We start from the raw sequence: 23,157 nt of genomic DNA, 5'->3' as shown, positions 1-23,157 counted from the left end.
GTCGGTACCGGCGGGTGTCAGTACTGGCGGTACGGGTTGTAGCCGTCGTAGTCGATGTACGGCGGCGGCACCCGTACCCGGCCCGTGGCCCGCGCCGCGTAGGTCAGCGCGGGCCCGGCTATCTCCTTGCGCTCCCACAGGTGGTGCAGCAGCTCCTGCTCGCGCTCCACGAAGTCCGGGCCGACCGGGTCCCGCCCGGCCCGGTGGCGCAGAAACGCCAGGGACGTCGCGAACGCCTCGTACTCCGCGACCGTCCGCGCCGCCGCGGGCCCGTGGTGACGCCCCGCGAACCCCCGCGCCATGGAGCGCGCCCGCATCGAGGAGAGCGCGGGGGGCGCGGCCGCGGCCAGCCATCCCGCGGCGGCGTACGCGGGCAGCTCGGCCGCGAGTGTGCGCAGCTCGCGCTGCCGGCTCCAGATCACCAGCCAGGTCAGCAGCCCGAAGACCGGGACCATGAAGGCCCCGTACACGGCGTAGAAGCCGAAGGGGCCGAAGAGCGACCCCGAGCCGTTCCACAGGGCGTGCATGCCCATCGCGAGGACCAGCCCGAGCAGCGGGAGGACCACGCGGCGGATCTTCTGCCGCCGGGCCGCCATCGCCGCCAGGCCGAAGCCGATGCCCGTCGCCGCGGTGAAGAGCGGGTGCGCGAACGGCGACATCACGATCCGTACGAAGAAGGTGGCCGCCGTGACCGAGTTCAGCCCGGAGTATCCCTGGCTCTGGTCCTCGCCGAAGGCGTTGCCCAGATAGAGGATGTTCTCCGTGAACGCGAAGCCGGTGGCGCTGAATCCGGCGATCACGACGCCGTCGACCAGCCCCGTGAAGCTGCGTCTGCGGAAGAGGAAGATCAGCAGGATCGCCGTGGCCTTCGCGCTCTCCTCGACGACCGGCGCTATCACCGTGGCGCCCAGCGACTCCGCGCCCGCCGGGTCCGCGGTGGCGGTGGCGATCCACTCCGTCGCGAAGGAGTTCGCGATGATCGCGACGAGCGCCGCCGCGAAGGCGCCCCAGGCGAAGGCGAACAGCAGATTCCGCCACGGTCCCGGCTCGACCCGGTCCAGCCAGCGGAAAGCGGCCGCCAGCAGCGGTACGGGCAGGACGGCGAGCCCGAGGCCCACCAGGAAGCCCTGCGGCCCGGTCTGCTCCCGGACGAGCGCGAGGATCACCAGCGCGCAGAGCGCCAGTACGGTGATCACCGCCCAGGCCCTGACCGCCCTCCTGCGCCAGAACGCGCGCGTCGGCCGGTAACGCCTGCGGGCGGGCTCGGGCACGGCGCTCCACAGGTCGCCGCGCAGCTCCTGCTGCTCGTAGACGGGGATGGCCGGCCCCGGATCGGGGCGCTCGGGGTCGAGGCGCGGCGGTCCGGGGCTCCGCTGGAACGGTTCTGACACCTGATGACCCTAACGAGGGGCACCGACACCCGGCGAGGGCCCGTGCCCGAACACCGGTGTCAGATGTGATCTCCGGGAGGAGTCGCGGAGGGAATCCCGGTACGGCTTCCGGCACGGCTCCCGGTACGGCGGAACAGCAGGTCGTGCACCACGTGCCCCTTGTCGAGCCCCTGGCCCTCGAACCGGGTCAGCGGCCGGAAGGCGGGCCGGGGCGCGTAGCCGCCGTCCGGCGCCGTGTTCTCGAAGTCCGGATGCGCGGTGAGCTCGGCGAGCATCTGCTCGGCGTACGGCTCCCAGTCGGTCGCGCAGTGCAGTACGGCCCCGGGCTTCAGCCGGGGCGCGGCCAGGGTGAGGAACTCCTGCTGGATCAGCCGGCGCTTGTGGTGCCGCTTCTTGGGCCAGGGGTCGGGGAAGTAGACGCGCATCCCGTCGAGCGACGCGGCGGGCAGCATCTCGCGGAGCAGGATGATCGCGTCGCCGTTGGCCACCCGTATGTTGGAGAGCCCGTTCTCCTCGGCGAGCCGGAGCAGATTGCCCTGGCCCGGGGTGTGCACGTCGACGGCGAGGATGCCGGTCCCGGGATCTGCGGCGGCCATCCGTGCCGTCGCCTCGCCCATCCCGAAGCCGATCTCCAGGACGACCGGCAGCCCGTCGAAGAGCGCGCCCGGATCGAGCACCCCTCGGCCGTCGATGTCCATGCCCCACACCGGCCAGAGCCGCCGCAGCGCCTCGGCCTGCCCGGTGGTCACCCGGCTGCGGCGCGGCTGGAAGCTGCGGATCCGCCGCTCGAAGTGCGACCCGGCGGGGTCGGCCGCGGGGCCGGTGCCGTCGGGGAACATCCGGCCGACGGGACGGGTCGCGGGGCGCTGCGCGGGGCGGCTCGCTGTGGGGTTCTCGGTCATCTCGGCAATCCGGGCTGGTGGGGGCGAGGGCGGGGCGGGGTGCGGCCGGGATCCGGCCGTGATGCCCCAATTCTACGGACCGGTCCCGCAGCCCCGGGTCCGGACGAAGGGTCCTGCAGGACGAAGGGTCTGCTGGACGAGGGGTGCTGCCGGACGAAGGGCCCTGAGGAAAGGCCCTGAGGAAAGGCCCTACCCCTCCGCCAGCACCGCGAGCGCCCGGCGTGCCACCTCGCGCCCGATGGGCAGCGACGCGGTCGCCGCCGGGGACGGGGCGTTCAGGACGTGGACCGTGCGCCGCGCCCGCCGGATCAGGAAGTCGTCCGCCAGGGTGCCGTCCCGCAGGATCGCCTGAGCCCGTACGCCGGCCGCCGCCGGGCGCAGGTCGGCGTCCCTGACCGCGGGGAGCAGCCGCCGTACGGCCGCCGCGAAGGCCCGCTTCGAGAACGAGCGGCGCAGCTCGCCCGCGCCGTACCGCCAGTGCCTGCGCGCCGTGTGCCAGGAGCCCGGCCAGGCCAGCGTCGCGGCCAGCTCGGCCGGGCGTACGGTGCTCCAGGTGTACCCCTCGCGGGCCAGCGCGGGGACCGCGTTCGGTCCGACGTGCACGCTGCCGTCGACGGAGCGGGTCAGATGGACCCCGAGGAACGGGAACGCCGGGTCCGGCACCGGATAGACCAGCCCCCGGACCAGCTCCGGCCTGGCCAGCTCGTAGTACTCGCCCCGGAACGGCACGATCCGCATTCCCGGTTCGTCGCCCGTGAGCCGGGCCAGCCGGTCGCACTGCAGCCCCGCGCAGTTGACCAGGGCCCGCGCCCTGACCACGCTCCCCGTCGCCGTGCGGACCGCGACGCCCCAGGGACGCCGGTCGACGGTGGTGACCTCGGATCCGTACCGTACGCAGGCGCCCGCGGCCTCCGCCGAGGCGGCGAGCTGCCGGGCGACCGCCGCGAAGTCGCAGATGCCCGTCGTGCCGACCCGGATCGCCGCGAGGCCGCGCACCTGCGGCTCGTACTCCATGATCTGGGCCGGGCCCAGCTCCCGGACCGGCAGGCCGTTCTCCCGGCCGCGCTGGACCAGGGCGTGCAGCCGGGGCAGCTCGTCGCGGCGGGTGGCGACGATCAGCTTGCCCGTGACCTGGTGCGGAATGCCGTACTCCGCGCAGAACTTGACCATCTCGGCGGAGCCGCGCACCGCGTACCGCGCCTTGAGCGATCCCGGGCGGTAGTAGACCCCGCTGTGGATCACCCCGCTGTTGTGGCCCGTCTGATGGCGCGCGGGACCGGACTCCTTCTCCAGCACGACGACGCGGGTCCCCGGCGCCGCGCGCGTGATCGCGTACGCCGTCGACAGGCCGACGATCCCGCCGCCGATCACCAGCACCTCGCAGTCGAACCCCACGTGCCCGCCCATCGCGCGCGTCACCTCCCACCCCGATAGTGCACTGGCCCGCCCGCGGCTGTCCTAAACACCCGCGCGGTGATCAACGCACGTGATCCGGCGGCCGGCGCCGAGCCGCCTACGCGGGCGCCACCAGCAGCGGCCGGGCCCGCTCCCGCAGCTCGACCACCCGGGGCTCGTCCCCGTACGGCTCCAGGCGGTGCAGCAGGTCCCGTACGTACTCGGTCGTACGGGCCGACGAGATCCGTCCCGCGACCTCCACCGCCCGCGTACCGGCCGCGCACGCCGCGTCCAGATTGCCCGACTCCAGCTCGGCGACCGCGCTCACCACCAGCCGCAGGCCGTGCGAGCGTACGAACTCCTCCGTCGGCCGGGAGAGCGCCTGCTCCGTGAACTGCCGTACCTGGCGCGGCGCCTTCAGATCGCGGTAGCACTCGGCGGCGTCGGCCGCGAACCGGTCGTACGAGTAGAAGCCCAGCCACCCCGGATCCGCGTCACCGTCCCGGGAGCGCTCCAGCCACCCCTCGGCCGCCTTCAGCGACGCCCCGGCCGCGACCGCGTCGCCCGCCTTCGCGTGCGCGCGCGCCTCCACCAGCCGGAAGAAGCTCATCGTGCGGGCCGTGGCCAGCCCCCGGTTGCGCTCCAGCGCCGCCTGGGCGAGGTCGACGCCCTCGTCGGCGAAGCCCCGGTAGGTCGCCTGGAGCGACATGGACGCCAGGACATAACCCCCCAGCGGCACGTCGGCCGCCGCGCGCGCCAGCCGCAGCGCCTGGATGTAGTAGCGCTGCGCGGCCTCCTGCTGGCCCGTGTCGAAGGCCATCCACCCGGCCAGCCTGGTCAGTTCGGCCGTGGCGCCGAAGAGCCCCCGGCCGACCTCGTCGCTGTACGCCCCGAGGAGCAGCGGCGCCGCGTCGACCCGCAGGCACTCCGGCACCATGGAGGAACGCCAGTCGCCGCCCCCGTACTTGGAGTCCCAGCGGCGCGCGTCGGACGCGGCCTCGCGCAGCTTGGCGACATCGCTGTGGCCCACACGCAGCGGCGACAGCTCGCCGGAGCCCCCGGCCGGCCCGGCCCCGTCGGCCCCCTGGGAGGCTCCCTGCGCCGCCCCCTGCGCGGCGGGTCCACCCCCGCCGTGCGCTCCCTGCGCCGCCTCCGCGACCGCCGGATCGCGGGCGACCGAGGAGTCGGCGGGTGTTATCAGCCACCGGGACGCGGGTGTGGCGTAAGCGCTCACTGCGAAAGATCCGGCCAGCGACTGCCAGATGCCCCCGCTGCCCGCGCGCCGGCCCGCCAGGTCCAGCCGGTACAGCTCCGTCGCCGAGCGCACCGCCTCCCCGACGTCCCGCGGGAAGGCGAGCCCGACCTCGGGGGCCGGGTCCGCGTCCGCGAGCCCTATCTCGTGGAGCGGGACAGGGCGCCCCAGTTTGGCTCCGATGGCTGCCGCGATGAGATGGGGCGCCGCACCCTGCGGAACCATCCCCTTGGAGACCCATCGCGCCACGGAGGTCTTGTCGTAGCGAAGTGTCAGACCGCGCTGCGCCCCGAGGTCGTTGACCCGCCGGGCGAGGCCGGCGTTGCTGATTCCCGCGAGGGCGAGAACGGTGCCGAGCTTCTCGTTCGGCCCGCGTAGCTCCCTGGACATGCGTCACCCCTCGACACACAGACGGCCGCCGACTTGCGGCATAGGCGCGCGGCATTCGTAAACCCAGCGTAGTTCGCCACATCCCGACCGTTAAGGGGCGGACTTCCGGATGGCGGGATTGTTGTCCGTCCGCAAGCCGCCGAACGGGCCCCGGAGAGGCGTCCCGTGCTCCGGTTGTGTAGCGTGCGCCCGGCCGTGCGCTCTTGGCCCCGGGGGAGCCGGAACGCTTCCATGAGACCTGCGTGGGTCGGCCCACTGCGTACTGGAACGAGTGGGCTGGGGGATCCCGCCGCCCCAATCCCCGCGGGCGGTGGACCGGTCCGGGAGGCGAGTCCCGCCTCCCGGACCGAACGTTTGCCGGCGCCGGGGCCCGGGCGTCGCGCCGCGCCGCGTTCGGAGATTGGCTGAATGCTGCCCATGGACAGGGGGCCGTATCTCCGCCACATGGCCAATGCCAGGGGCGCATTCCCCTTCGCGCGCACGCTTCCGTAGGCCCTCCCGTGCGCTGTTGTCATGGCAGCATGGTCCTGAACGGCTTCGGTTCGAGCTTCTCAGCTTGAGCTTCGACGCGGGATCATGGCCCCGGGACCGCACGACCCTGGTTCCGGAGGTGCCCGGGTCCGGGCCCGATTGATCCACAGGCTGTGGAAGCGTGGAGGCGGCGATGCGCTGGTTGGTGGGATGGAGCAGTATCGCCGCGCGCTTCGGCACGGCCGGCGCGGTCGGCCCCGTCGGCGACTCCGAGGGCGGCAGCGTCCACCCGGTCGGCTCCCAACTCCTGTGGGGCGACCCGGATCCCCTCTGGGCCGTCGGCGACTGGCGCCCCGACGAGGTGAGAGTCGTCACGGTCGACCCCTTCACCCGGCTCGCCGTACTCGGCTGCTGCGGGGCCACCGACGAGGAGCTGCGCGTCGGCCTGTTCGCCGCGCGCGGCGGCGCGCTGCGCCATCTCACGGCCTGGTCGGGCAGTTACACCGCCGTCGCCCAGATCGGCCGCCGGATCACCATCGCCGGCGATCTGGCCGGGGCGCGCCCCGTCTTCTACACGCCCTGGGCGAGCGGTACGGCGTACGCCACCGCCGCGCTGCCGCTCGCCGACCTCATCGAGGCGCAGCTCGACATCGGGCACCTCGCCGCGCTGCTCGCCTGCCCCGAAACGCCGGAGGCGCTGCGCGACTCCACCCCGTACGAGGGCGTCAAGCGCATCCCGCCCGGGCACGCGCTCGTACTGCGCGAGGGGTCGCGCGAGATCACCGGGTACGAACCGGTCGCCTCCCTCGCCGTGGCCGGCCCCCAGCGCGACCCGGAGCGGGCCGTCGAAGGCGTACGGGACGCCCTCGTCGACTCCGTACGCGCCCGGCTCCTCGCGCCGCGCCACGCCCCCGAGGTGGTGGCGCCCGACCCCGGGCCCGTCCCCGGCATGGGGCCCGCCGACCGGCGCGCCGCGCGCGGGGGCGGCGGCCCCGTCCCCGGCATCGGCGCCGACCTCTCCGGCGGCAGCGCGTCCGGCACCCTCGCGCTGCTCGCCGCCGGGCTGCCCGGTGCGCCGGGCACGATCCTCGGGCACGGCACGGGCGCGGGGGAGCGGCTGCTCGCCGTCACCTTCAACGACCTGTCCGCGGCGGGCCGGGACGAGGCGGAGCTGGAGCGGGCCAGGGCGATCGCGGACAACCCCCGGCTGCACCACGTGGTCGTCGCGGCGGGCGAGGAGGCGCTGCCGTACGCCGAGTTGGAAGGCCCGCTGACCGATGAGCCGGGCCCCTCCCTGATCGCGGCGGAACGGCACCGGCGGCGCCTCGCCGCGGGCAGCGCGGACCATCTCACCGGGGCGGGCGCGCGCGAGGTCCTCGACGCGCACCCGGCGCGCCTGGCCGACCTGCTGCTCGACCGCCGCAGACGCCACCTCCTCCAGCCGGTCACCGCGCTGGCGAAGGCCGAAGGCCCGTCCCCGGCCTCCCTCTTCATCCCGGTGACCGTCTACCGGGCGGCGCGCAGGCTGGCCCGTACGCCCTACCGCGCCGGACTCGAAGAGGCCGCGGCCCGGCTCCCCGAGGCGAACCGGGCACTCCTGTCCGCCGCGTCGAACGGCCCGCTGGGCGCCTCGCTCGCCGCGCTCACCTGGTCCCGTCCTGGCCCGGCGGCGCGCTGGCTGACCGGGGAGGCCCTGGCCGAAGTATCGGTTCGCCTTCTCTCGGGCGCGACCCGCCCCACCTCCGTCCAGCGCCCCGGCGAGGCCCGCGCCCGCGCCGCCCTCGCCCGCTTCGCGGCCGACCACCGGGTCTTCGAGCAGGCGGGCGAGATCCGCAGCCAGCGGCTGCACGCGCCGTTCCTGGACAACCAGGTCGTACGGGCCTGCCGCGAACTCCCCGAGGCGCTACGGGTCCAGCCGGGCGCCCGCGCCGACATCCTCCGTACGGTCCTGGCCGGCACGGGCATCCACGACCTCCCCCCGGGCTGGGGCGCCACCTCCCGCGCGGGCTCGGCGGCGGCCACCCGGGTCGGCCTGCGCGCCTCCATCGGCGACCTGATCACCCTCTTCGACGCCCCGCTCCTCGCCGACGCGGGCCTGGTCGAGGCCCGCGTCGTCCGCAAGGCCCTGCGCGCGGCGGCCGAGGGCGAGCCGGTCCCGCTGGACGGCATAGCGGACCTGGTCTCCACGGAACTCTGGCTCCGCCGCCTCCTCTCCCGCCGGGGCACCTGCTGGACGGGCACGGCGGCCCCCCGCCAACGCGCGGTCGCGGGCGGCGTGGTGGCGCGCCCGACGCTGCGGTCGTAGCCGACAGGGCCAGGACGAGGACCAGGGCCGATGAGGCGAGCCCTGCCGCTGCGAGGGGCGACCGGGGCGGGACGGTGCGCCCGGGGCCGAGCCGAAGGGTGGCCCAGGGGTCTGTTGGTTGCCGGGGCACCTCAGCGCGGCCCCACCGCGCCCCGCCCGACCCCGGCAGCCCCTCGCAACGCCACAACTCACGTCACCGGTAGCGGTGGTGGCGTGTGGACGCGGGGTTCGTGGATACGCCTAGGCTCGGCGCATGGACACCGCCTCCGGCGATCTGACCGCCTACGACCGTTCGCTGGCACGTAAACGCGTCTCGGCCGGGGTGCTGTTCTTCGACCTCGAAGGCCGGGTGCTGTTGGTGGACCCGGTGTACAAGGAGCCGTGGGAGATCCCCGGCGGCGCGGTGGAGCGGGACGAGTCCCCTCGCCGAGGCGCGGCACGCGAGGTCGAGGAGGAACTCGGGCTCACCTTGGAGCCGGGCCGGCTGCTCGGCATCGACTGGACGCCACCACGCCCCGGCCGCAGCGAGGCGATGGCGGTCATCTTCGACGGCGGCGTCCTGTCGGCCGAGGAGATCACGGCGATCCGCCTCCAGGCCGCGGAACTCCGGGCGTTCACGTTCGTCGACCTGAATCGGGTGCCCGAGCGCCTGACCCCGGTGCTGGCCCGGCGGATGCGGGCCTGTGTCGAGGCGCGCCACCTCGGGGTGACGGTCTGCCTGGAGAACGGCGTCCCGGTGGGCTGACGGTTCGCCCGGACCATCGCCCGGGCGAACCGTCGTCGCCTCAGACCGACAGGGTGGCCCAGACGACCTTCCCGACGCCGCCGCGCTCGCGTTCGTGGACGCCCCACTGGTCGGCGAGGGCCTCGACGATGACGAGCCCGCGCCCCTCGCACGCGTCCGGGCCCGGGGTTTTCGGCTGCGGCTGCTCGCAGGAGGCGTCGTGCACCTCGATCCGCAGCCCTCGCGGCCCGGCGAGGTACCGGGTCTCGATCTCCCGCCCGGGCGAGACGCGGGCATGCCGCGCCGCGTTGGTCAGCAGCTCCGAGAGGATCAGCACGGCCGAGTCTTCCAGCCTGCTCATCCCCCAACCGGCCAGCGCCTTACGCAACTCCAGCCGCGCCAACCCCACCGAGGAGGGATGACGGTTCCACCGCAGCACCACGGAGAGGCCGTCGGGGTCCCGAAGGCAGGGCATCAGACCACCTCCGCGGAATCTGCGAGCAGCAGTTCCCGGTGGCGCAACCGCCGCTCCGCCCGTTTCCAGCGCTCGAACTCGGCGCGGGGGTACGGGAGAAGCAGCGCGCTGTACTCGGCACGCGGCAGTGAGCGGCAGGCGTGGACGAAGACCACGGCGGAGCGGTGCCCCGGCGCTTTGTACCGGCCCGAGCACGCCGACGATGGCGCCACCGCCGCGCGATGGCGCCCCGCCGGGGGAAGTAAAAGCCGCAGCAGCGGCTCGAAGAAACGGACGATAGAGTCCATGTGTTGACGCTCCTTCAAAGCGTTGACCATGCCCTCGGACCGTTGCCTCGGTCGCGAGGGTTTTTGGTTTGGCCAAGGCACGGCCACCATGAATGTGCTCCGTTGCCCAGTCGCGACAGAGCGTGTCTTCTTGCCTCAGCGTGCCCGCGCCTCCATGTTGAACGCAAGGATTGCGAATAGCTTTCAGGCGTTCGAGTGACTTGCATGATTACTTAGTGGGCATGCACACTCACGGAAAGTGTCGAAAGTGAAGGGTCTGTGGCCATGTCGGAGAAGCGACCCAACCCGCCCACGGTCAGGCTGCGACGCCTGGCAGCCGAACTGCGCCGTTTACGCAAGGCGATGGCGTTGACTCGGGAGGAGGTAACGGCGCGGACCAACATCAACGCGGCCACCCTGTACCGCATCGAGAAGGCCCGGGCGCGCCCTCAAAAGCGCACGCTGGTAGCGCTTTTGGATCTGTACGAGGCGACCGAGGTCCAGCGAGCCGATCTGCTGGCGGTCCAGAGCCGCTCGAACGACCAGGGCTGGCTGCGCCCGTACCACTCGGAGTTGCCCGAGGAGTACACCGCCTACATCGGCTTCGAAGCGGAGGCTCGTACGGTACGCAACTACGAGTCGCTGTTTGTGCCCGGTCTCGCGCAGACGGAGCCTTACGCGCAGGCGGTCATCAGGGGCGTGTTGCCAACGGCCAGTCAGAAAGAGGTGGCTCAGCGCGTTCAGGCCCGCATGGAACGCCAGGCACTGCTCACGAAGGAGCACCCTCTGAGGCTCTGGGCTATCGTTGACGAAGCGGCTGTTCGGAGGGTGGTCGGGGGACACGAAGTGATGCGGGGGCAAGCGAAACACCTGCTCCAGCTCATGGAGGAGCCCCACGTCACCTTCCAGGTGATCCCCTTCGAGAAGGGCGCTCACGCGGCCATGACCGGCAGTTTCGTGCACATGGACTTCCCGGATCCGGCGGATCCGGAACTGGTGTACGTGGACACTCCCGCCGGGGACTTGTTCCTGGAGTCCGAGGCGGAGATGCGCCGCTACAAATCGATGTTCGAGCATCTGCAAGCCATGGCCGTGGGGCCGGACGACAGCGCCGCCTTGTTGAACAGGATTGCGGCGGCGGGGGACTGAAGAGACGAAGAGGGGCTGAAATGCCGTACGGATCAACCGAGTCCAACTGGCGTAGGAGCAGCTACAGCAGCGGGAACGGCCAGTGCGTCGAGGTGCGCGACAACCTCCCCGGCACCGTCCCCGTACGTGACAGCAAGGCCCCCCACGGCCCCCGCCTCGCCTTCGGCGTCGGCGCCTGGGCGTCGTTCGTCGCGGCGCTCAAGGCCGACGACGGCTCGGGCGCGGCGGGACCCCCGTTCTAGGATCGGGCCATGAGAAGAATCGACCGCGCCGTCCGGATGATCGCGGCACCCCCGGCGGCCGTCTACGGTGCCCTTCTCGACCGGGCGGCCCACGAGGCCGGGATCGCCTCCTCGCTGGCCAACCTGGCGTCGTACGTCGAAGCGGGCGGCTGACCCGGTTCGGTCCGGCTCCGTCGCCGGAAGACCCGGTCCGAAGCGGCGCGTCGACGCCGGAGCCGACCGCCCGGGCTCATTCGGGGCGCTGGGCCATCAGCTCGTCGCCCGTGACGCTCCGCGTCGTACCGTCCTTGAGGGTGACCGTGACGGTGCCGGTGATCAGGCCGTTCGGGTCGCCGTCCGGCCACCACGCCGTCCACCGGCCGTCCTGCACCGTCGCGTGGACGGTCTTCCCGGAGTCGCGCACGGTGACGTCCTTGACGTCGGCGCCCACCGAGCCGAGCGCGTAGTTGAACTCACCGTCGTCGCTGCCACGGGCGCCCAGCGTGTCCAGGGTGACGGCGTCCGCGGCGACCTTGGCCGTCGGGTCGATGGCCATCATGAGGCCGGTGCCGTCCGAGGCGGCCAGGCAGTACGACGCGTCGTGCTCCCCCCACATGACGATCATGGAGGCGACCTTGCCGCGCACGTCGGCGTTGACGATCGTGGGTGAGGGGTTGCCGGGGCGCTCCCCCGCCACCTCCAGGCACGCCTTCTCGGCGGCGGAGCCCTTGCCGGCGGAGAGGTCCAGGGCGTTCGGGGTGGCGGTCCAGCTCGCCAGTTCCGAGGACGGCAGCGGTCCGGTGCCGCCGAGGCCGGGCAGGCTGCCCGTCACCGCGACGAAGGCCAGGCCCGCGGCGAGCCCGCCGGCCAGCGTGAATGCCGTACGGCGCACGAGGGGGCGGTGGAAGGTGGTGCGGAGCGACCGGGCGGGCCGCTCCGTGTCGCTCAGCACGGTGCGCAGCAGGGTCTCCTCGCGGTCGATCTCGGCGGCGGTCGGTTCGGTGCGGGGGGCGGCGTCCAGCTTGGCCAGGCGGGAGAGAAGGTCGTGGGTCATGGTGTCTCCACTCAAGGGGTCGGAAGTTTGCGGGTCAGCGAGGTGGCGGGTCAGCGGGCCGTGGCGAGGGCGGGCCTGACGGCGGTGCCCGCGGTGAGCCGTGCCGCCAGGCGGCGCTTGGCCCGGGTGAGCCGCATGGCATAGGCGGCGCGGGTGCAGCCGAGGACCTTCGCGGCATCCCGGGCGGAGAGTTCCTCCCAGACGTGCAGGGCGAGCACTTCCTGGTCCGCCGGGGCGAGTTCCTGCCAGGCGGCGCCGAGGTCCAGCCGGTTCTCCACCTCGGCCGTCATGTCCGCCGTGGCGTGCCGGGCGCCGGGCTCGGAGGACTGCTGGATGTGCACCACGAGCGCCGACCGGCGGCGCATCCCGCGGTTCGCGTTCAGCATGGCGTTGCGTGCCGTGCGGAACAGCCAGGGCCGTGGGTCCTCGGGCAGCTCGCTCCTGCGGCGCCACGCGGCGAGGAACGTCTCCCCGACAATGTCGTCGACGTTCATCGGGTGGGCCCGACGGCGTACGAAGCGCAGCAGGTCCTCGTAGTGGGCCCGGTACACCTCGGTGAACTGGGCTTCGGTTTCGATGGGCATGGCGTCCTTTCCTCGCGTCTGCCCTTACGTGTCCGGGACCCGGGAGAGTGCAACAGGGTGCGTCCGTATTCGAAACTGAATCCGTGACGACTACCGATCCCGCGATGCGCATCCGCTTCGGTCTGACCCCGTTGGAGCAGGTCGGACCGTGGGGCGCCGAGCGTCCCGTACTGCACTGGTTCGGTCTGACCGACGGCTGGTACTGCGTCGACCTCGGGGGCCATGAGGTGCTGCGCTACTCCGAGCGCAGCGTCCGGCAGTTGCGGAACGAGGAGGAGGGCGGGCCACCGCACCCGTACGTGGACTACTACGTCGTCCGCCTGTGGGAGGACATGATCGCGCTCGTGTCGGGGGCGATGGAACCGGTGCCGCCGGACCTGCTGGACGTGGCGGCCGAGCTCTCGCCGGAGTGGACCTGGCTCGACACCCCGGAGGCGGAGGCCGCGCTGAACTGGCACAGCGTCGGTTTCCTGTACACCGACTATCTGCGCGTCGCCCCGCACATCCGCTGCTGGCGCACCGTCGCCGACGCCGACGCGGGTGCCGACGGGCCCGGCGACACCGTGACCGTGGCCTGGGAGCACCAGCCGGACCCGGAGGGCGTGATCGAGTTCGCCGGCCCGCCGACAGGACGGGTGACCATGCCCACGAGCGAGTTCCTCGCGGCGGTGACCGAACTCGACCGGGCGCTGCTGGCCGCGATGGACCGGCGCATCGGCGCACTGGAGGCGTCGGGTCCGCCGCCCGGCGCCGAGGTGGACACGGAGCAGTTGCGCCGTGAGCACCGGGACCGGGCGACCTGGCTGCCACGGGCGCGGGACCGTCAACCGGGTACCGACTGGGACGCCGTACGGACCGGTGTACGCGCGCTCCTGGCCCCGGGGTTCAGGGGCAACTGATGCGGGACCGCGCCCAGTCCGCGAGCGCGACGGCATCGGACGGGGCGTGCGGTTCCACGACCAGGCGGATGGAGTCACGGCCCGAGATGCCCACCTGGACGGGTACGGCCGCGTCGCCGCCATGCAGTACGGGGGAGCGCCAGAGACGGGTGCCGTCGCCGTAGAGGGAGAAGCGTACGGAGCCCTGGCCGAGCGTCAGGTCGTCCACACCGACCAGCGCCGCGTACGAGGAACAGCTCCGGTTGAGGTCGATGGTCACGGAGGACGAGGCGTGCATGGTGACGCCGTGGCCGTGGCGGGTGCCGCCGATCGACACGTTCGACCGCTGCCAGAGCCAGCCGCTCCCGACGAGCCGCACCTCGGGCTCGGAGCCGTCCCCGAGGACGCCGTACGCCAGCTCGTTGACCTGGTAGTCGGCCGGGGCGGGCGGCGGTGGCGGTTTCGGGCGGGAGGTCGGCTCCGGCAGGGGAGGCGGCGACGGCTCGGGTGTGGGCGTGGGGGTGGGGCCGGGGTTGGTACGGCTCGGGCTCGGCTCGGGTTCCGGCGCGGGCTTCGTGGGGGTGGGGGGCGGTGCCGGTGCTGGTTTCTTCGAAGGAGTCGGCGTCGGGGCCGGGGCGGACGGCGCGGGGGGAGGCGCCGAGGGTTCGGCCGGCGCGGGCGAAGGGACCGGTACCCGCGGTACGAGCGGCTGCGCGACCGGCGGCTTCTCCCGGGGCTTGGCGTCGGGCTCCGGGCTGTTGCCCGACAGCGCGTACACCAGACCGGCGGCGGCGACCACCAGCAGCCCCGCGATCCCCGCCTTCGCCGGGGCGCCCAGCCCCTCGGACGCGGCGCCCGCGCCACCGGCCCCCGCGCCCGCCGATCCGCCGGAGGCGCCACCGGCGGCCCCGCCCGCAACGCCCCCTGCCGTCCCGCCCGTCGCCGCGCCCGTCGCCGCCGCCGCGGCGCCCGCGCCGGCCGCTCCCACGGCGCCGCCCGCCACGACCCCGGCCGCCTTCAGCGAGTACCCCGCCGCGAACCAGCCGATCACCGCGATCGGCAGCACCGCCGGGATCGCCGCGTTGACCTGCGCCAGCTCACCCGCCGCGAGGCGGCACTTCGCGCACTCCGCCAGATGCTTGCGCAGCCCGCGCTCGGCACGCATGCGCAGCCCGCCGCGGGCGTAGGCGCCGAGCCGGTCGGCGTACCGCGAGCAGTCGCCCTCCGAGATGAGCGCCGAGTTGACGTGTGCCTGGAGATACGCCTGCTTGAGGCCCTCGCGCGCCCGACTGGCCAGTACGGCGGTGGCGTTGGCGGTCAGCCCGAAGAGCGGCGCGATCTCGCTCGGCGACTCCTCCTCGACCGTGGTGTGCCACAGGACGGCCTGCCAGCGTTCCGGCAGGCTGCGGAAGGCCTGCATGGCCATGGACCGGTCGGCCTCGTGCATCGCCAGGACGTCCGCGCCCAGGTCGAGGGTGTCCTCGGCCGAGACCTCGGAGGTACGGGTCGCTCGCGCGGCGAACACCGCGAAGTCGTCGACCAGTTGCTCGCGCTTCGCGGACTTCGTCCAGGATGCGGCGACTCGCCGTACGGTCGTCAGCAGATAGGCGCGCACCGCCTGTTCGGGCCCGGCGCCGCCCCGTACCGCCTGGAGCGTACGGGCGAACACCTCGGCCGTCAGATCGTCCGCGGTGTGCGCGTCGCGGCAGCAGGTACGGGCGTACCGGCGCACCGGCTCCGAGTGGCGGCGGAACAGCTCCTCGTACGCGCTGTCGTCGCCGTCCCGCATCCGCTGGATCAGGTCGGCGTCCGAAAGGAGCGGCTCTCCCCGGCCCGGTGCGGCCGGTTCCCCTCCGGCCCGTTCGGCGCGTCCGGTACTTTCGGCGCGTTCGCGCTGCGGCGGAACGCTGCCGTCCGGCCCGCCCGTACCCGACGCGGGATGCGGTACGACCGGCCCGACGGACACCACGGGCCCGATCGGCCCCACCGGACCGCCCTGGCCGGGAACACCGGGGGCGCCGGAGGGCTCTCGGGGCCCGCCCTGGCTCGGGACCTGCCCCGGCCCGTGATGCGGCCCCTGTTCCGGCACCTGCCCCGGTACCTGATGCGGCAGTTGGCGAGAGGACGCCACATCGCCGAAGCCCGTACCGCCGCCAGTACCACCGGCGGTACCGTCGGTACGGTCGGCACCATCGGGGTCACGGCCGTCCAGAGGCTCGTCCTGCGGCTCGTCCCGCCCGTCGCCGTTCATCGCGGAAGCCCCCGCAGGCGCCCTGTTACGTGCCCCGTGCGCGCCCCTTCTGTCCCAAACACCGGGCCAGCGTGCCACAGCGCGACGCGCCGACCCAGGGCTTGCAGCCCCGCACCACTCGTCCGGGGGGCTTTCCTGACGGCGGGCTTTAACCTTCACCCGTTCGGGGAAAGATCAACGCCGTTTATCGGCAAACCAGTTCAAAATCGGCCGAGTTCGGAAGCAGGCCGGTGAGAAGGCCGTCCGGTAGGAAAGCGGGCCGTCCCAAGGCACCGTCGCACCCGGACCCGGACCCGGACCCGGACCCGGAAGGGCCGGTACGCATCCACGCACCGGCCCCACTCCACGAGAACCTCCGAGCTACACGCGTCGAGCTACACGCGTTGAACTACACCGGCCGGGACCGCAGTCCCTCCAGCAGGATGTCCAGCAGCCGCGCCGAAGCCGCCGCCTGCTGCACCGCGTCCGGCAGCGTGGGCGCCGCCGTCGCGATCACCAGCAGGACGTCCGCCACGGTCACATCGCCGCGCAGCTCACCCGCCGCCCGCGCCCGGTCCACCAACTGCCCCACGACGGCGAGCAGTTCGACCGCGCCCGGGTCGTCCAGATCGTCGGCCGAGGCCGATATCCGCGATCCGACCACCCGCAGGTCCGGCTGGCCCGCCTGCCGCTGCTGCGGCACCCGCGCCTCGTCCGCCGCCCCGTTCCGCCCGGCCACCACGTCGTCGGAATCGACCCCGACGCGCAGTACCTGCGGGGGCAGCAGCCGCCCCGCGCCCGACGCCACCGATGTGCGAAGGAAGCGGGAGAGCGCCGACCACGGCTCCTCCTCCTGGCCCAGCGCCGAACGCGCCTGGTCGGTCAGCCGGGAGGTCTCCTCCTCGGCTATTCGCCTGACCAGTACGTCCTTGCTCGGGAAGCGGCGGTAGACCGTGCCGACCCCGACCCTGGCGCGCCGCGCCACGTCCTCCATCGGAGCCCCGTACCCCAGCTCGCCGAAGACCTCGCGAGCCGCGCGCAGTACGTGCTCCAGATTGCGCTGTGCGTCCACACGGAGAGGCGCGGCACGACCTGACCCGCCGACCCCCACCGCTCCCAGTCGTCCCTCGTCGGCCACCCGTCCGTCACCTTCCGTGACGACGGCGGCCTGCCAATGAGAATCCTGAATGTGCATAAGCGTTCCCCCGGTAATGATGTCTCCCCCCGGAGACTCCCCGCCTGGCTGCCGGGTTCCCGGTCCGGTAACCGGCCGGACACCCCGACGAAGTACGAACATAGTTGAGCCCGGGGCAATTCAGAAGAGGGTAGTTCCGCACGGAGCGCCCCCCGATCGGAGCAAGGACCGGAACATGCCTGATTCACCCCCGGCCCCGCACCCACCCCGCCCCCGCTGACCTGCGCGCCTGCCCCGGGCACCGGGCGCCCGCCGGCCCGCGGCCGTCCGCACCCGCGGACGTTCTCCGGTCATACAATGCGTCGCGCCTGTGGACAAACAACGAAGCCGGGTGCGTCATGGGAAGGTGACGGCTGAGATCTCCCGGGGAACGACCCCCGCATCCGAGCCCGAGGCAACGCCGCCCGGGGCAGACCTGCCCGAGGCGCGCCCGCCCAGGGTCCGCGTCCTGGTGGTCGGCGGCGGCTACGTCGGCATGTACACCGCGCTGCTGCTCCAGCGCAGACTGAAGCAGCAGCTGAAGAGCGGTGAGGCCGAGATCGTCGTGGTGTCGCCCGACCCGTACATGACCTACCAGCCGTTCCTCCCCGAGGCCGCCGCGGGCAATATCTCCCCCCGCCACGTCGTCGTCCCCCTCCGCCGCGTGCTCGATCAGTGCCAGATCCTCATCGGCGAGGCCACCGCCATCGACCACGCCAAACGCACCGCCACCCTGCGCACCCTCGCCTCCGAGGAGGAGGGCACCGGCACCGTCGACCTCACGTACGACGAACTCGTCCTCGCCCCGGGCTCCATCTCCCGTACGCTCCCCGTCCCCGGTCTCGCCGAACACGGCATCGGTTTCAAGACCGTCGAGGAGGCCATCGGCCTGCGCAACCACGTCATCGAACAGATGGACATCGCCTCCTCCACCCGCGACCCCGCGATCCGCGACGCCGCCCTCACCTTCGTCTTCGTCGGCGGCGGCTACGCGGGCGTCGAGGCGCTCGCCGAACTGGAGGACATGGCCCGCTACGCCTCGCGCTACTACCACAACATCAAGGCCGAGGACATGAAGTGGATCCTCGTCGAGGCCACCGGCCGGATCCTCCCCGAGGTCGGCGACGTCATGGGCAAGTACGCCGTACGGGAGCTGCGCGCCCGCAACATCGACGTACGGCTCGACACCCGCCTGGACTCCTGCGAGGACCGCGTCGCCGTCCTCAGCGACGGAGCCCGCTTCCCCACTCGTACGCTCGTGTGGACCGCCGGCGTCAAGCCGCACCCCGTCCTCGCCGCCACCGACCTGCCGCGGAACGACCACGGCCGGCTGCGCTGCACCGCGCAACTCACGGTCGCCGACACCGAACACGCCTGGGCGGCCGGTGACGCCGCCGCCGTACCCGATCTGACCTCCGACGAACCGGGGAAGCTGTGCGCGCCGAACGCGCAGCACGCCGTACGGCAGGCCAGAGTTCTCGCGGAGAACATCCGTGCTTCCCTGCGCGGCGCGCCCCTACGGGACTACCGTCACGCCTACGCGGGATCGGTCGCGTCGCTCGGTCTCCACAAGGGCGTGGGGCATGTCTACGGCCGAAAGATCAAGGGCTACCCGGCCTGGCTGATGCACCGCGTGTACCACCTCAGCCGTGTTCCCACCTTCAACAGGAAGGCCCGCGTTCTCGCGGAATGGACCCTGTCCGGGCTCTTCAAACGGGAGATCGTCTCCCTCGGCTCGCTGGAGCACCCGCGCGCCGAGTTCGAACTCGCCGCGAGAGGCGAACGATCCCGGGGGACCGGGCGTTCCAAGGATGGTGAGCGTTCCCAGGGGACCGAGGAGGCGTGAGGCCGGCGACCCCGGCGACCGCGTGACCCCTGCGACCGTCCGCGCCTCCCCGCGACCATCCGACCCCTGAGACCGCATGACCCCTGAGACCATCCGATCCCTTCCCTGTGACTGTTTGACCCCGGCACCCCCTCGTGACCCCGGAAACCCCCGTGACCTCGATGAACGTGGGACGCGGCGACCCCGCGCCTCCGGTTCCTCCGCGACCCCGGTGCCCCTGTCAGTGCGATCGGTCACACTGGACGTGTGACCATAGGTGGGCTCACATCTGCACAGAGTGATCCGGACCGACCGCTCCGCCGCGCCGCCATCCGGCGACGCGGACCCCGGGCGCCCGCCCGCCCATCCCCCGACCCAGACGCACGGCACGACCCACAACACCATGAGGCCAGAGAATCCGTGAATTTCACGCGTTGGAGCGCCCGTCTCCCCGGTACACAGCGCCGCTCCGCCGCGCGGACGGACCGCGGTACGGTCCCGGCGGCCCGTGGTGAGTACGAACAGAAGCCAGAGCCCCCGGCGGACGTCCCCTCCCTCCCCTCCCTCCCCGCGGTCGAGGAGCTGTCCGTACGGGAGGTCCTCGGCGAGCTGCCCGCCCTCGTCGCCCTGGTGTACGGCCCCGACCACCGCGTGGCGTACGTGAACGGCGCGTACGCCACCACCTTCGGCCCGCGGTCCCTCGGCGCCACCGCTGCCGAGAGCTGCCCGGAACTCGCCGAGCTGGGCCTGCTCCCCCTGCTCGACCAGGTCCTGCGCAGCGGCACGTCACGCACCGTCAAGTCCCGCAAGGCGCGGCGCCACCAGGACGGCGCGGAGGGCTCCTACACGGTCACCTGCACCCCCATCGCCTGCCAGGGCACGGCGGGCATCCTCATCTACGCCGCCGACGTCACCGACCACGCCGAGGCGGCCGAGCGGCTGCGCACCAGCGAGCGCCGCCACCGCCGTACCGTCGTCACCCTCCAGCGCTCGCTGCTCCCGCAGGAGCTGGAGCAGCCCGACGACCTGCGCGTCGCCGCCACCTACCGCCCCGGCGGCGAGGACGCGGCGGTCGGCGGCGACTGGTACGACGTGATCACCCTCGGCGCCGGCCGTACCGCCCTGGTCATCGGTGACGTGATGGGCCGCGGGGTGCGCGCCGCCGCCGTCATGGGGCAGTTGCGCACCGCCGTCCGCGCCTACGCCCGCCTCGATCTGCCGCCGCACGAGGTGCTCCAGCTCCTCGACGGACTCGCCGCCGAGATCGACGCCAGCCAGATCGCCACCTGCGTCTACGCCGTCCACGACCCCAACGAGGGCCGTCTCGTCTACGCCTCGGCCGGCCATCTGCCCATCCTGGTCCGCGCCGAGGACGGCTCGGTCCAGCGCGCCGAGGACCCGACGGGCCCGCCGCTCGGCACCGGCGGCTGGCTCCACACCTCGGGCTCGATCGCCCTCCCGCCCGGCTCCACCGCCGTCCTCTACACCGACGGGCTCGTCGAGCGGCGCGGGGAGGACATCGACGAGGGCGTCGCCTCCCTGGAGCGTGCCCTGTCCGGCGCCCAGGGCTCGCCCCAGGTCGTCTGCGACCGGCTGATCCGCTCCCTCGGCGTGACCGACGACCACGACGACGACGTCGCGGTCCTCGTCCTCCAGCACCCTGCCCGTACGGGCGCGGACGCGGAGCTGTTCCACAACGCGGCGCTCGACCTGCTCGGCGGCGTCGAGGCCGCCCCGCGCGCCCGGGCCTTCGCGACGGGCGTGCTCGCCTCCTGGCGCTTCCCGGTCGAGCTGTGCGATCTGGGGGTGCTCGCCACGAGCGAACTGGTGGCGAACTCCCTCCAGCACGGCACCCCGCCCATGCGCCTCAGACTCCGCCGCACCGACCGCCGGCTGATCATCGAGGTCACGGACGGGGACGACCACCTCCCCCGCCGCCGCCGCGCCGAACCGGCGGACGAGGCGGGCCGCGGTATTTCGATCATCGCGACGATCGCCTCGTCCTGGGGCTCGCGCCGCACTCCCGGGGGAGGCAAGGCCGTCTGGTGCGAGTTCGCCCTGCCGCACTGACCACCGGACGCCGCGCGGGGCGCTCGCTCAGCCGACGGCCCCGGTCACCGGCGCGGGGACGGAGACGGGAGCGGGAGCGGGGACGGCCGGCTCGGGCAGCCCCTGAGCCACGACCCGCGAGGCCGTCACGAGCGACGGCTGGTCCTGTACGGGCGTGAGCCGCCGCCCCAGCCGCAGGGCCAGCACGGTGATGCCCAGCGAGAACAGGACGAACGTCACGATGTACGGGCCGCCCAGGGCCGCGCCCATCGGCCCGCCCACCGCCGGTCCCACCGCCAGCGCGACCTGCTTGACCAGAGCGAAAGCGGAGTTGTACCGGCCGACCGACTCGGCCGGCGCGAGATCGGCCACCAGCGGCGCGACGGTCGGGGACAGCATCGCCTCGCCGAGCCCGAAGAGCGCGTACGTCGAGACGAACGCGGCCGTCGCCACCGCCTGCCCGCCGTGCCCCAGCCCCGCGAACCCCGCCACGCCCCAGGCGAACGCCCAGATCAGCCCGACCGCGGCGATCACCCGGCTGCGCCTGCGCCGCTCGACCAGTCGCAGGACGACGAACTGCGCGACCACGATCACCGCCGTGTTGGCGGCCAGCGCGATCCCGAGGGTCGACGGATCGATCCCGGCGGCCTCGGTGCCGTACGCGGCGAGCCCCGACTCGAACTGCCCGTAGCAGGCGAAGAAGAGCACGAACCCCAGCAGGCACAGATGCACCATGGCCCGGTGACTCAGCAGATCCCGCATCCCCCGCTCCGGAGCCTTGGACCGTCCGGCCGGACCGGAGGTTCCCGGAAGGGCGGCGGGCCGGGGCAGCCGGACGGTGAGGGCGATCGCCGCGAGCACGAGGAACATCACGGCTTCGACGGAGAAGAGGAGGAGGAAGCTGCCGGGCCGGTTCTCGTCGACGAGCTGCCCGCCGATCAGCCCGCCGACACCGAGCCCGAGGTTCGCCAGGAAGAACTGGGTGGCGAAGGCGCGCGTACGGGTCGAGGGCGTCGACGACCGCACGATCATCGTGGCGAGCGCGGGCTGCATGACGGCGGTCCCGGCCCCCAGCAGCGCGGCGGCGGCCACGGCGGCCGGCACACTGCCGGCGAGCCCCATGGCCAGCGCCCCGACGGAGGCGACGAGCGCGCCGCCCACCAGGACGGGCAGCGGACCGCGCCGGTCGATCACCCGCCCGGTGAAGGGCAGCACGACGAGCGCGGCCAGGGCGAAGACCGCCAGCACGGCACCGGCCGTACTCGCACCCAGCTCCCGCACCTGAGCCACGTACACATAGAGATACGGAACCGTGAATCCCAGCCCGAACGCGCTCAGCGCGTTCCCCGCCTGGATCCGGCGCATCGCAGAGGATGCGCCCATCGCCCTGGTCACACTCACCTACCTCAAAGGTCAAGGGTCGAAGTCTGAAGACTTCAAAGCTAAACTTAGAAGCTAAACAGTACACAGAGAAGGACTTCAATGCCAACAGAGATGCGTGGCATACTGCCCCGATGTCCGACACCCCCGCGAAAGCCGGCCCGCCGGATCTCCAGGAGCCGAGCCTCGACGAGCAGATCGCCGCCTATCAGCGCGAGTTCCACGACCTCGACCCCCAGGTGGAGCAGATCGTCTCGGCCCTCGGCCGGCTGAACCGCCGGATGAACGTCGCGTACGGCAGACACGTCGCCGACCTCGGCATCAGCAACGCCGAGTGGGAGGTCCTCAAGACCCTGGTGGTCGCGGGAGCCCCCTACCGCCTGGGCCCCGGCGAACTCGCGAAGCGCCTCGGCCTCACCCCGGCGGCGATGACGCACCGCATCGACCGCATGGCGGGCGAGGGCCTGGTGACGCGCGACCGTGACGAGACGAACCGGGTCCGCGTGATCGTCGAGCTGACGGACGAGGGCCGCACGAAGTGGCTGGCGGCGATGCGGATGGCATCGGACTTCGAGGAGGAACTGCTCCAGGACCTCACGGGGGACGAACGCGGAGTACTCGGAGAGCTGTTGATCCGCCTCCTGCGCCGCGTGGAGGACGCCCAGCCGGATGCCGGCGGACGCCTGACCGACCTGGACTGACGGGGGCCGATGACGGCCGATGAGGGCCGAACGGGGCGAGCGGCAACCGGTTTGACACGCCCCCGGCCGGTCCGTAAAGTGCTCCGAGTTGTCACGGGGTCGGTACGACCCGGTAGCAACCACTCACGCCGCAGCAGCGGCACCCAAACACAGCACGATCCCCTGGCCGGGACGAATTTCGGCATGCCGAAATTCATTTCGAAGGCTCGATTATGAGTCGCCTGCGGAATCCGCTAGGGTTTGGAACGTCGGAACGGCCGCAGGGCCGGGAGGACAAGCCCCACTGACTGGGAATCAGGCCCGAAAGGATCTGGTAGAGTCGGAACCGCCGGAAAGGGAAA

General features: G+C 72.9%; 20 protein-coding genes. 9 read left to right on the top strand and 11 right to left on the bottom strand.

Annotated features, from left to right (window positions below; genetic code table 11):
• Window positions 1-17 precede the first annotated feature (17 nt).
• The 4 genes from AB0P17_RS13565 to AB0P17_RS13550 all read right to left on the bottom strand — a co-directional run bounded on the left by AB0P17_RS13565 (window position 18) and on the right by AB0P17_RS13550 (window position 5,330).
• Window positions 18-1,295: a PrsW family intramembrane metalloprotease gene (locus tag AB0P17_RS13565; RefSeq protein WP_365810769.1), complete on the bottom strand. Its 1,278-nt coding sequence runs from the start codon at window positions 1,293-1,295 to the stop codon at window positions 18-20.
• Window positions 1,296-1,450: 155 nt separating this feature from the next.
• Window positions 1,451-2,230: a tRNA (guanosine(46)-N7)-methyltransferase TrmB gene (gene trmB, locus AB0P17_RS13560; RefSeq protein ID WP_365810767.1), complete on the bottom strand. Its 780-nt coding sequence runs from the start codon at window positions 2,228-2,230 to the stop codon at window positions 1,451-1,453.
• 252 nt (window positions 2,231-2,482) lie between these two features.
• Window positions 2,483-3,700: an L-2-hydroxyglutarate oxidase gene (gene lhgO / locus AB0P17_RS13555; protein ID WP_365810553.1), complete on the bottom strand. Its 1,218-nt coding sequence runs from the start codon at window positions 3,698-3,700 to the stop codon at window positions 2,483-2,485.
• Window positions 3,701-3,806: 106 nt separating this feature from the next.
• Entirely contained in the window at window positions 3,807-5,330 is a 1,524-nt protein-coding gene (locus AB0P17_RS13550; RefSeq protein WP_365810551.1) for a sporulation protein, read from the bottom strand.
• 664 nt (window positions 5,331-5,994) lie between these two features.
• Here AB0P17_RS13550 and AB0P17_RS13545 point away from each other — a divergent pair.
• Window positions 5,995-8,106 carry an asparagine synthase-related protein gene (locus tag AB0P17_RS13545; protein WP_365810549.1) on the top strand — a complete coding sequence of 704 codons (2,112 nt, stop codon included), beginning with the start codon at window positions 5,995-5,997 and terminating at the stop codon, window positions 8,104-8,106.
• A gap of 253 nt (window positions 8,107-8,359) precedes the next feature.
• A complete protein-coding gene (locus tag AB0P17_RS13540; protein ID WP_365810547.1) occupies window positions 8,360-8,851 on the top strand; it encodes an NUDIX hydrolase in 492 nt (163 codons plus the stop codon).
• A gap of 40 nt (window positions 8,852-8,891) precedes the next feature.
• On the opposite strand, the gene AB0P17_RS13535 is transcribed toward AB0P17_RS13540, so the two are convergent.
• Window positions 8,892-9,305, bottom strand: coding sequence for an ATP-binding protein (locus AB0P17_RS13535; protein WP_365810545.1), 414 nt, complete (start codon window positions 9,303-9,305; stop codon window positions 8,892-8,894).
• Complete coding sequence (locus AB0P17_RS13530) at window positions 9,305-9,592, bottom strand: hypothetical protein (RefSeq protein ID WP_365810543.1); 288 nt, start codon at window positions 9,590-9,592, stop codon at window positions 9,305-9,307. Before AB0P17_RS13530 ends, AB0P17_RS13535 begins: the two co-directional genes overlap by 1 nt.
• 264 nt (window positions 9,593-9,856) lie before the next feature.
• On the opposite strand from AB0P17_RS13530, the gene AB0P17_RS13525 reads away from it, so the two are divergent.
• From AB0P17_RS13525 to AB0P17_RS13515, 3 genes are read left to right on the top strand one after another with little or no spacing between them, the layout of a single operon-like run.
• Entirely contained in the window at window positions 9,857-10,720 is an 864-nt protein-coding gene (locus AB0P17_RS13525) for a helix-turn-helix transcriptional regulator (RefSeq protein ID WP_365810542.1), read from the top strand.
• A gap of 20 nt (window positions 10,721-10,740) precedes the next feature.
• Complete coding sequence (locus AB0P17_RS13520; RefSeq protein WP_365810540.1) at window positions 10,741-10,962, top strand: DUF397 domain-containing protein; 222 nt, start codon at window positions 10,741-10,743, stop codon at window positions 10,960-10,962.
• A 9-nt stretch (window positions 10,963-10,971) separates the two neighbouring features.
• Window positions 10,972-11,115, top strand: coding sequence for a hypothetical protein (locus tag AB0P17_RS13515; protein ID WP_365810538.1), 144 nt, complete (start codon window positions 10,972-10,974; stop codon window positions 11,113-11,115).
• A 76-nt stretch (window positions 11,116-11,191) separates the two neighbouring features.
• Here the strand turns inward: AB0P17_RS13515 and AB0P17_RS13510 are convergent, their stop codons facing one another.
• Together AB0P17_RS13510 and AB0P17_RS13505 are read right to left on the bottom strand one after the other, a co-directional pair.
• Window positions 11,192-11,995, bottom strand: a complete 804-nt coding sequence (locus AB0P17_RS13510; protein WP_365810536.1) for a hypothetical protein — start codon at window positions 11,993-11,995, stop codon at window positions 11,192-11,194.
• 50 nt (window positions 11,996-12,045) lie between these two features.
• Window positions 12,046-12,579 (bottom strand): sigma-70 family RNA polymerase sigma factor, encoded by a 534-nt coding sequence (locus AB0P17_RS13505; RefSeq protein WP_365810534.1) that lies wholly within the window; start codon window positions 12,577-12,579, stop codon window positions 12,046-12,048.
• 83 nt (window positions 12,580-12,662) lie between these two features.
• Here AB0P17_RS13505 and AB0P17_RS13500 point away from each other — a divergent pair, with 83 nt between their 5' ends.
• The gene (locus tag AB0P17_RS13500; RefSeq protein ID WP_365810533.1) at window positions 12,663-13,478 is read left to right on the top strand and encodes a DUF5984 family protein; all 816 of its coding nucleotides are present in this window, start codon (window positions 12,663-12,665) and stop codon (window positions 13,476-13,478) included.
• Here AB0P17_RS13500 and AB0P17_RS13495 read toward each other — a convergent pair.
• Both AB0P17_RS13495 and AB0P17_RS13490 read right to left on the bottom strand, forming a co-directional pair.
• Window positions 13,465-15,708, bottom strand: coding sequence for a sigma-70 family RNA polymerase sigma factor (locus AB0P17_RS13495; protein ID WP_365810532.1), 2,244 nt, complete (start codon window positions 15,706-15,708; stop codon window positions 13,465-13,467). The two genes, AB0P17_RS13500 and AB0P17_RS13495, sit on opposite strands and share 14 nt — an antisense overlap.
• 388 nt (window positions 15,709-16,096) lie before the next feature.
• A complete protein-coding gene (locus tag AB0P17_RS13490) occupies window positions 16,097-16,882 on the bottom strand; it encodes a helix-turn-helix domain-containing protein (protein WP_365810531.1) in 786 nt (261 codons plus the stop codon).
• Window positions 16,883-17,297: 415 nt separating this feature from the next.
• Here AB0P17_RS13490 and AB0P17_RS13485 point away from each other — a divergent pair, with 415 nt between their 5' ends.
• Window positions 17,298-18,707 (top strand): FAD-dependent oxidoreductase, encoded by a 1,410-nt coding sequence (locus tag AB0P17_RS13485; protein WP_365810766.1) that lies wholly within the window; start codon window positions 17,298-17,300, stop codon window positions 18,705-18,707.
• A 399-nt stretch (window positions 18,708-19,106) separates the two neighbouring features.
• Window positions 19,107-20,756 (top strand): SpoIIE family protein phosphatase, encoded by a 1,650-nt coding sequence (locus tag AB0P17_RS13480; RefSeq protein ID WP_365810529.1) that lies wholly within the window; start codon window positions 19,107-19,109, stop codon window positions 20,754-20,756.
• A 27-nt stretch (window positions 20,757-20,783) separates the two neighbouring features.
• Here AB0P17_RS13480 and AB0P17_RS13475 read toward each other — a convergent pair whose 3' ends face one another.
• Window positions 20,784-22,118: an MFS transporter gene (locus AB0P17_RS13475; RefSeq protein WP_365810527.1), complete on the bottom strand. Its 1,335-nt coding sequence runs from the start codon at window positions 22,116-22,118 to the stop codon at window positions 20,784-20,786.
• A gap of 131 nt (window positions 22,119-22,249) precedes the next feature.
• On the opposite strand from AB0P17_RS13475, the gene AB0P17_RS13470 reads away from it, so the two are divergent.
• Entirely contained in the window at window positions 22,250-22,816 is a 567-nt protein-coding gene (locus tag AB0P17_RS13470; RefSeq protein WP_365810525.1) for a MarR family transcriptional regulator, read from the top strand.
• The last annotated feature ends 341 nt before the right edge of the window (window positions 22,817-23,157 follow it).

Source organism: Streptomyces sp. NPDC088124, from assembly GCF_040685895.1.
Classification (GTDB): Bacteria; Actinomycetota; Actinomycetes; order Streptomycetales; family Streptomycetaceae; genus Streptomyces.
Note: the sequence above shows the minus strand (reverse complement) of the source record. Positions and strands in the feature narration are given on the sequence as shown.

What these genes read in the sequence shown, in the direction of transcription:
- trmB (WP_365810767.1), bottom strand. Translation starts at nt 2,230, where the DNA reads ATGTTCCCCGACGGCACCGGCCCCGCGGCCGACCCCGCCGGGTCGCAC.
- lhgO (WP_365810553.1), bottom strand. Translation starts at nt 3,700, where the DNA reads ATGGGCGGGCACGTGGGGTTCGACTGCGAGGTGCTGGTGATCGGCGGC.
- AB0P17_RS13550 (WP_365810551.1), bottom strand. Translation starts at nt 5,330, where the DNA reads ATGTCCAGGGAGCTACGCGGGCCGAACGAGAAGCTCGGCACCGTTCTC.
- AB0P17_RS13545 (WP_365810549.1), top strand. Translation starts at nt 5,995, where the DNA reads ATGCGCTGGTTGGTGGGATGGAGCAGTATCGCCGCGCGCTTCGGCACG.
- AB0P17_RS13540 (WP_365810547.1), top strand. Translation starts at nt 8,360, where the DNA reads ATGGACACCGCCTCCGGCGATCTGACCGCCTACGACCGTTCGCTGGCA.
- AB0P17_RS13535 (WP_365810545.1), bottom strand. Translation starts at nt 9,305, where the DNA reads ATGCCCTGCCTTCGGGACCCCGACGGCCTCTCCGTGGTGCTGCGGTGG.
- AB0P17_RS13530 (WP_365810543.1), bottom strand. Translation starts at nt 9,592, where the DNA reads ATGGACTCTATCGTCCGTTTCTTCGAGCCGCTGCTGCGGCTTTTACTT.
- AB0P17_RS13525 (WP_365810542.1), top strand. Translation starts at nt 9,857, where the DNA reads ATGTCGGAGAAGCGACCCAACCCGCCCACGGTCAGGCTGCGACGCCTG.
- AB0P17_RS13520 (WP_365810540.1), top strand. Translation starts at nt 10,741, where the DNA reads ATGCCGTACGGATCAACCGAGTCCAACTGGCGTAGGAGCAGCTACAGC.
- AB0P17_RS13515 (WP_365810538.1), top strand. Translation starts at nt 10,972, where the DNA reads ATGAGAAGAATCGACCGCGCCGTCCGGATGATCGCGGCACCCCCGGCG.
- AB0P17_RS13510 (WP_365810536.1), bottom strand. Translation starts at nt 11,995, where the DNA reads ATGACCCACGACCTTCTCTCCCGCCTGGCCAAGCTGGACGCCGCCCCC.
- AB0P17_RS13505 (WP_365810534.1), bottom strand. Translation starts at nt 12,579, where the DNA reads ATGCCCATCGAAACCGAAGCCCAGTTCACCGAGGTGTACCGGGCCCAC.
- AB0P17_RS13495 (WP_365810532.1), bottom strand. Translation starts at nt 15,708, where the DNA reads ATGAACGGCGACGGGCGGGACGAGCCGCAGGACGAGCCTCTGGACGGC.
- AB0P17_RS13490 (WP_365810531.1), bottom strand. Translation starts at nt 16,882, where the DNA reads ATGCACATTCAGGATTCTCATTGGCAGGCCGCCGTCGTCACGGAAGGT.
- AB0P17_RS13475 (WP_365810527.1), bottom strand. Translation starts at nt 22,118, where the DNA reads ATGGGCGCATCCTCTGCGATGCGCCGGATCCAGGCGGGGAACGCGCTG.
- AB0P17_RS13470 (WP_365810525.1), top strand. Translation starts at nt 22,250, where the DNA reads ATGTCCGACACCCCCGCGAAAGCCGGCCCGCCGGATCTCCAGGAGCCG.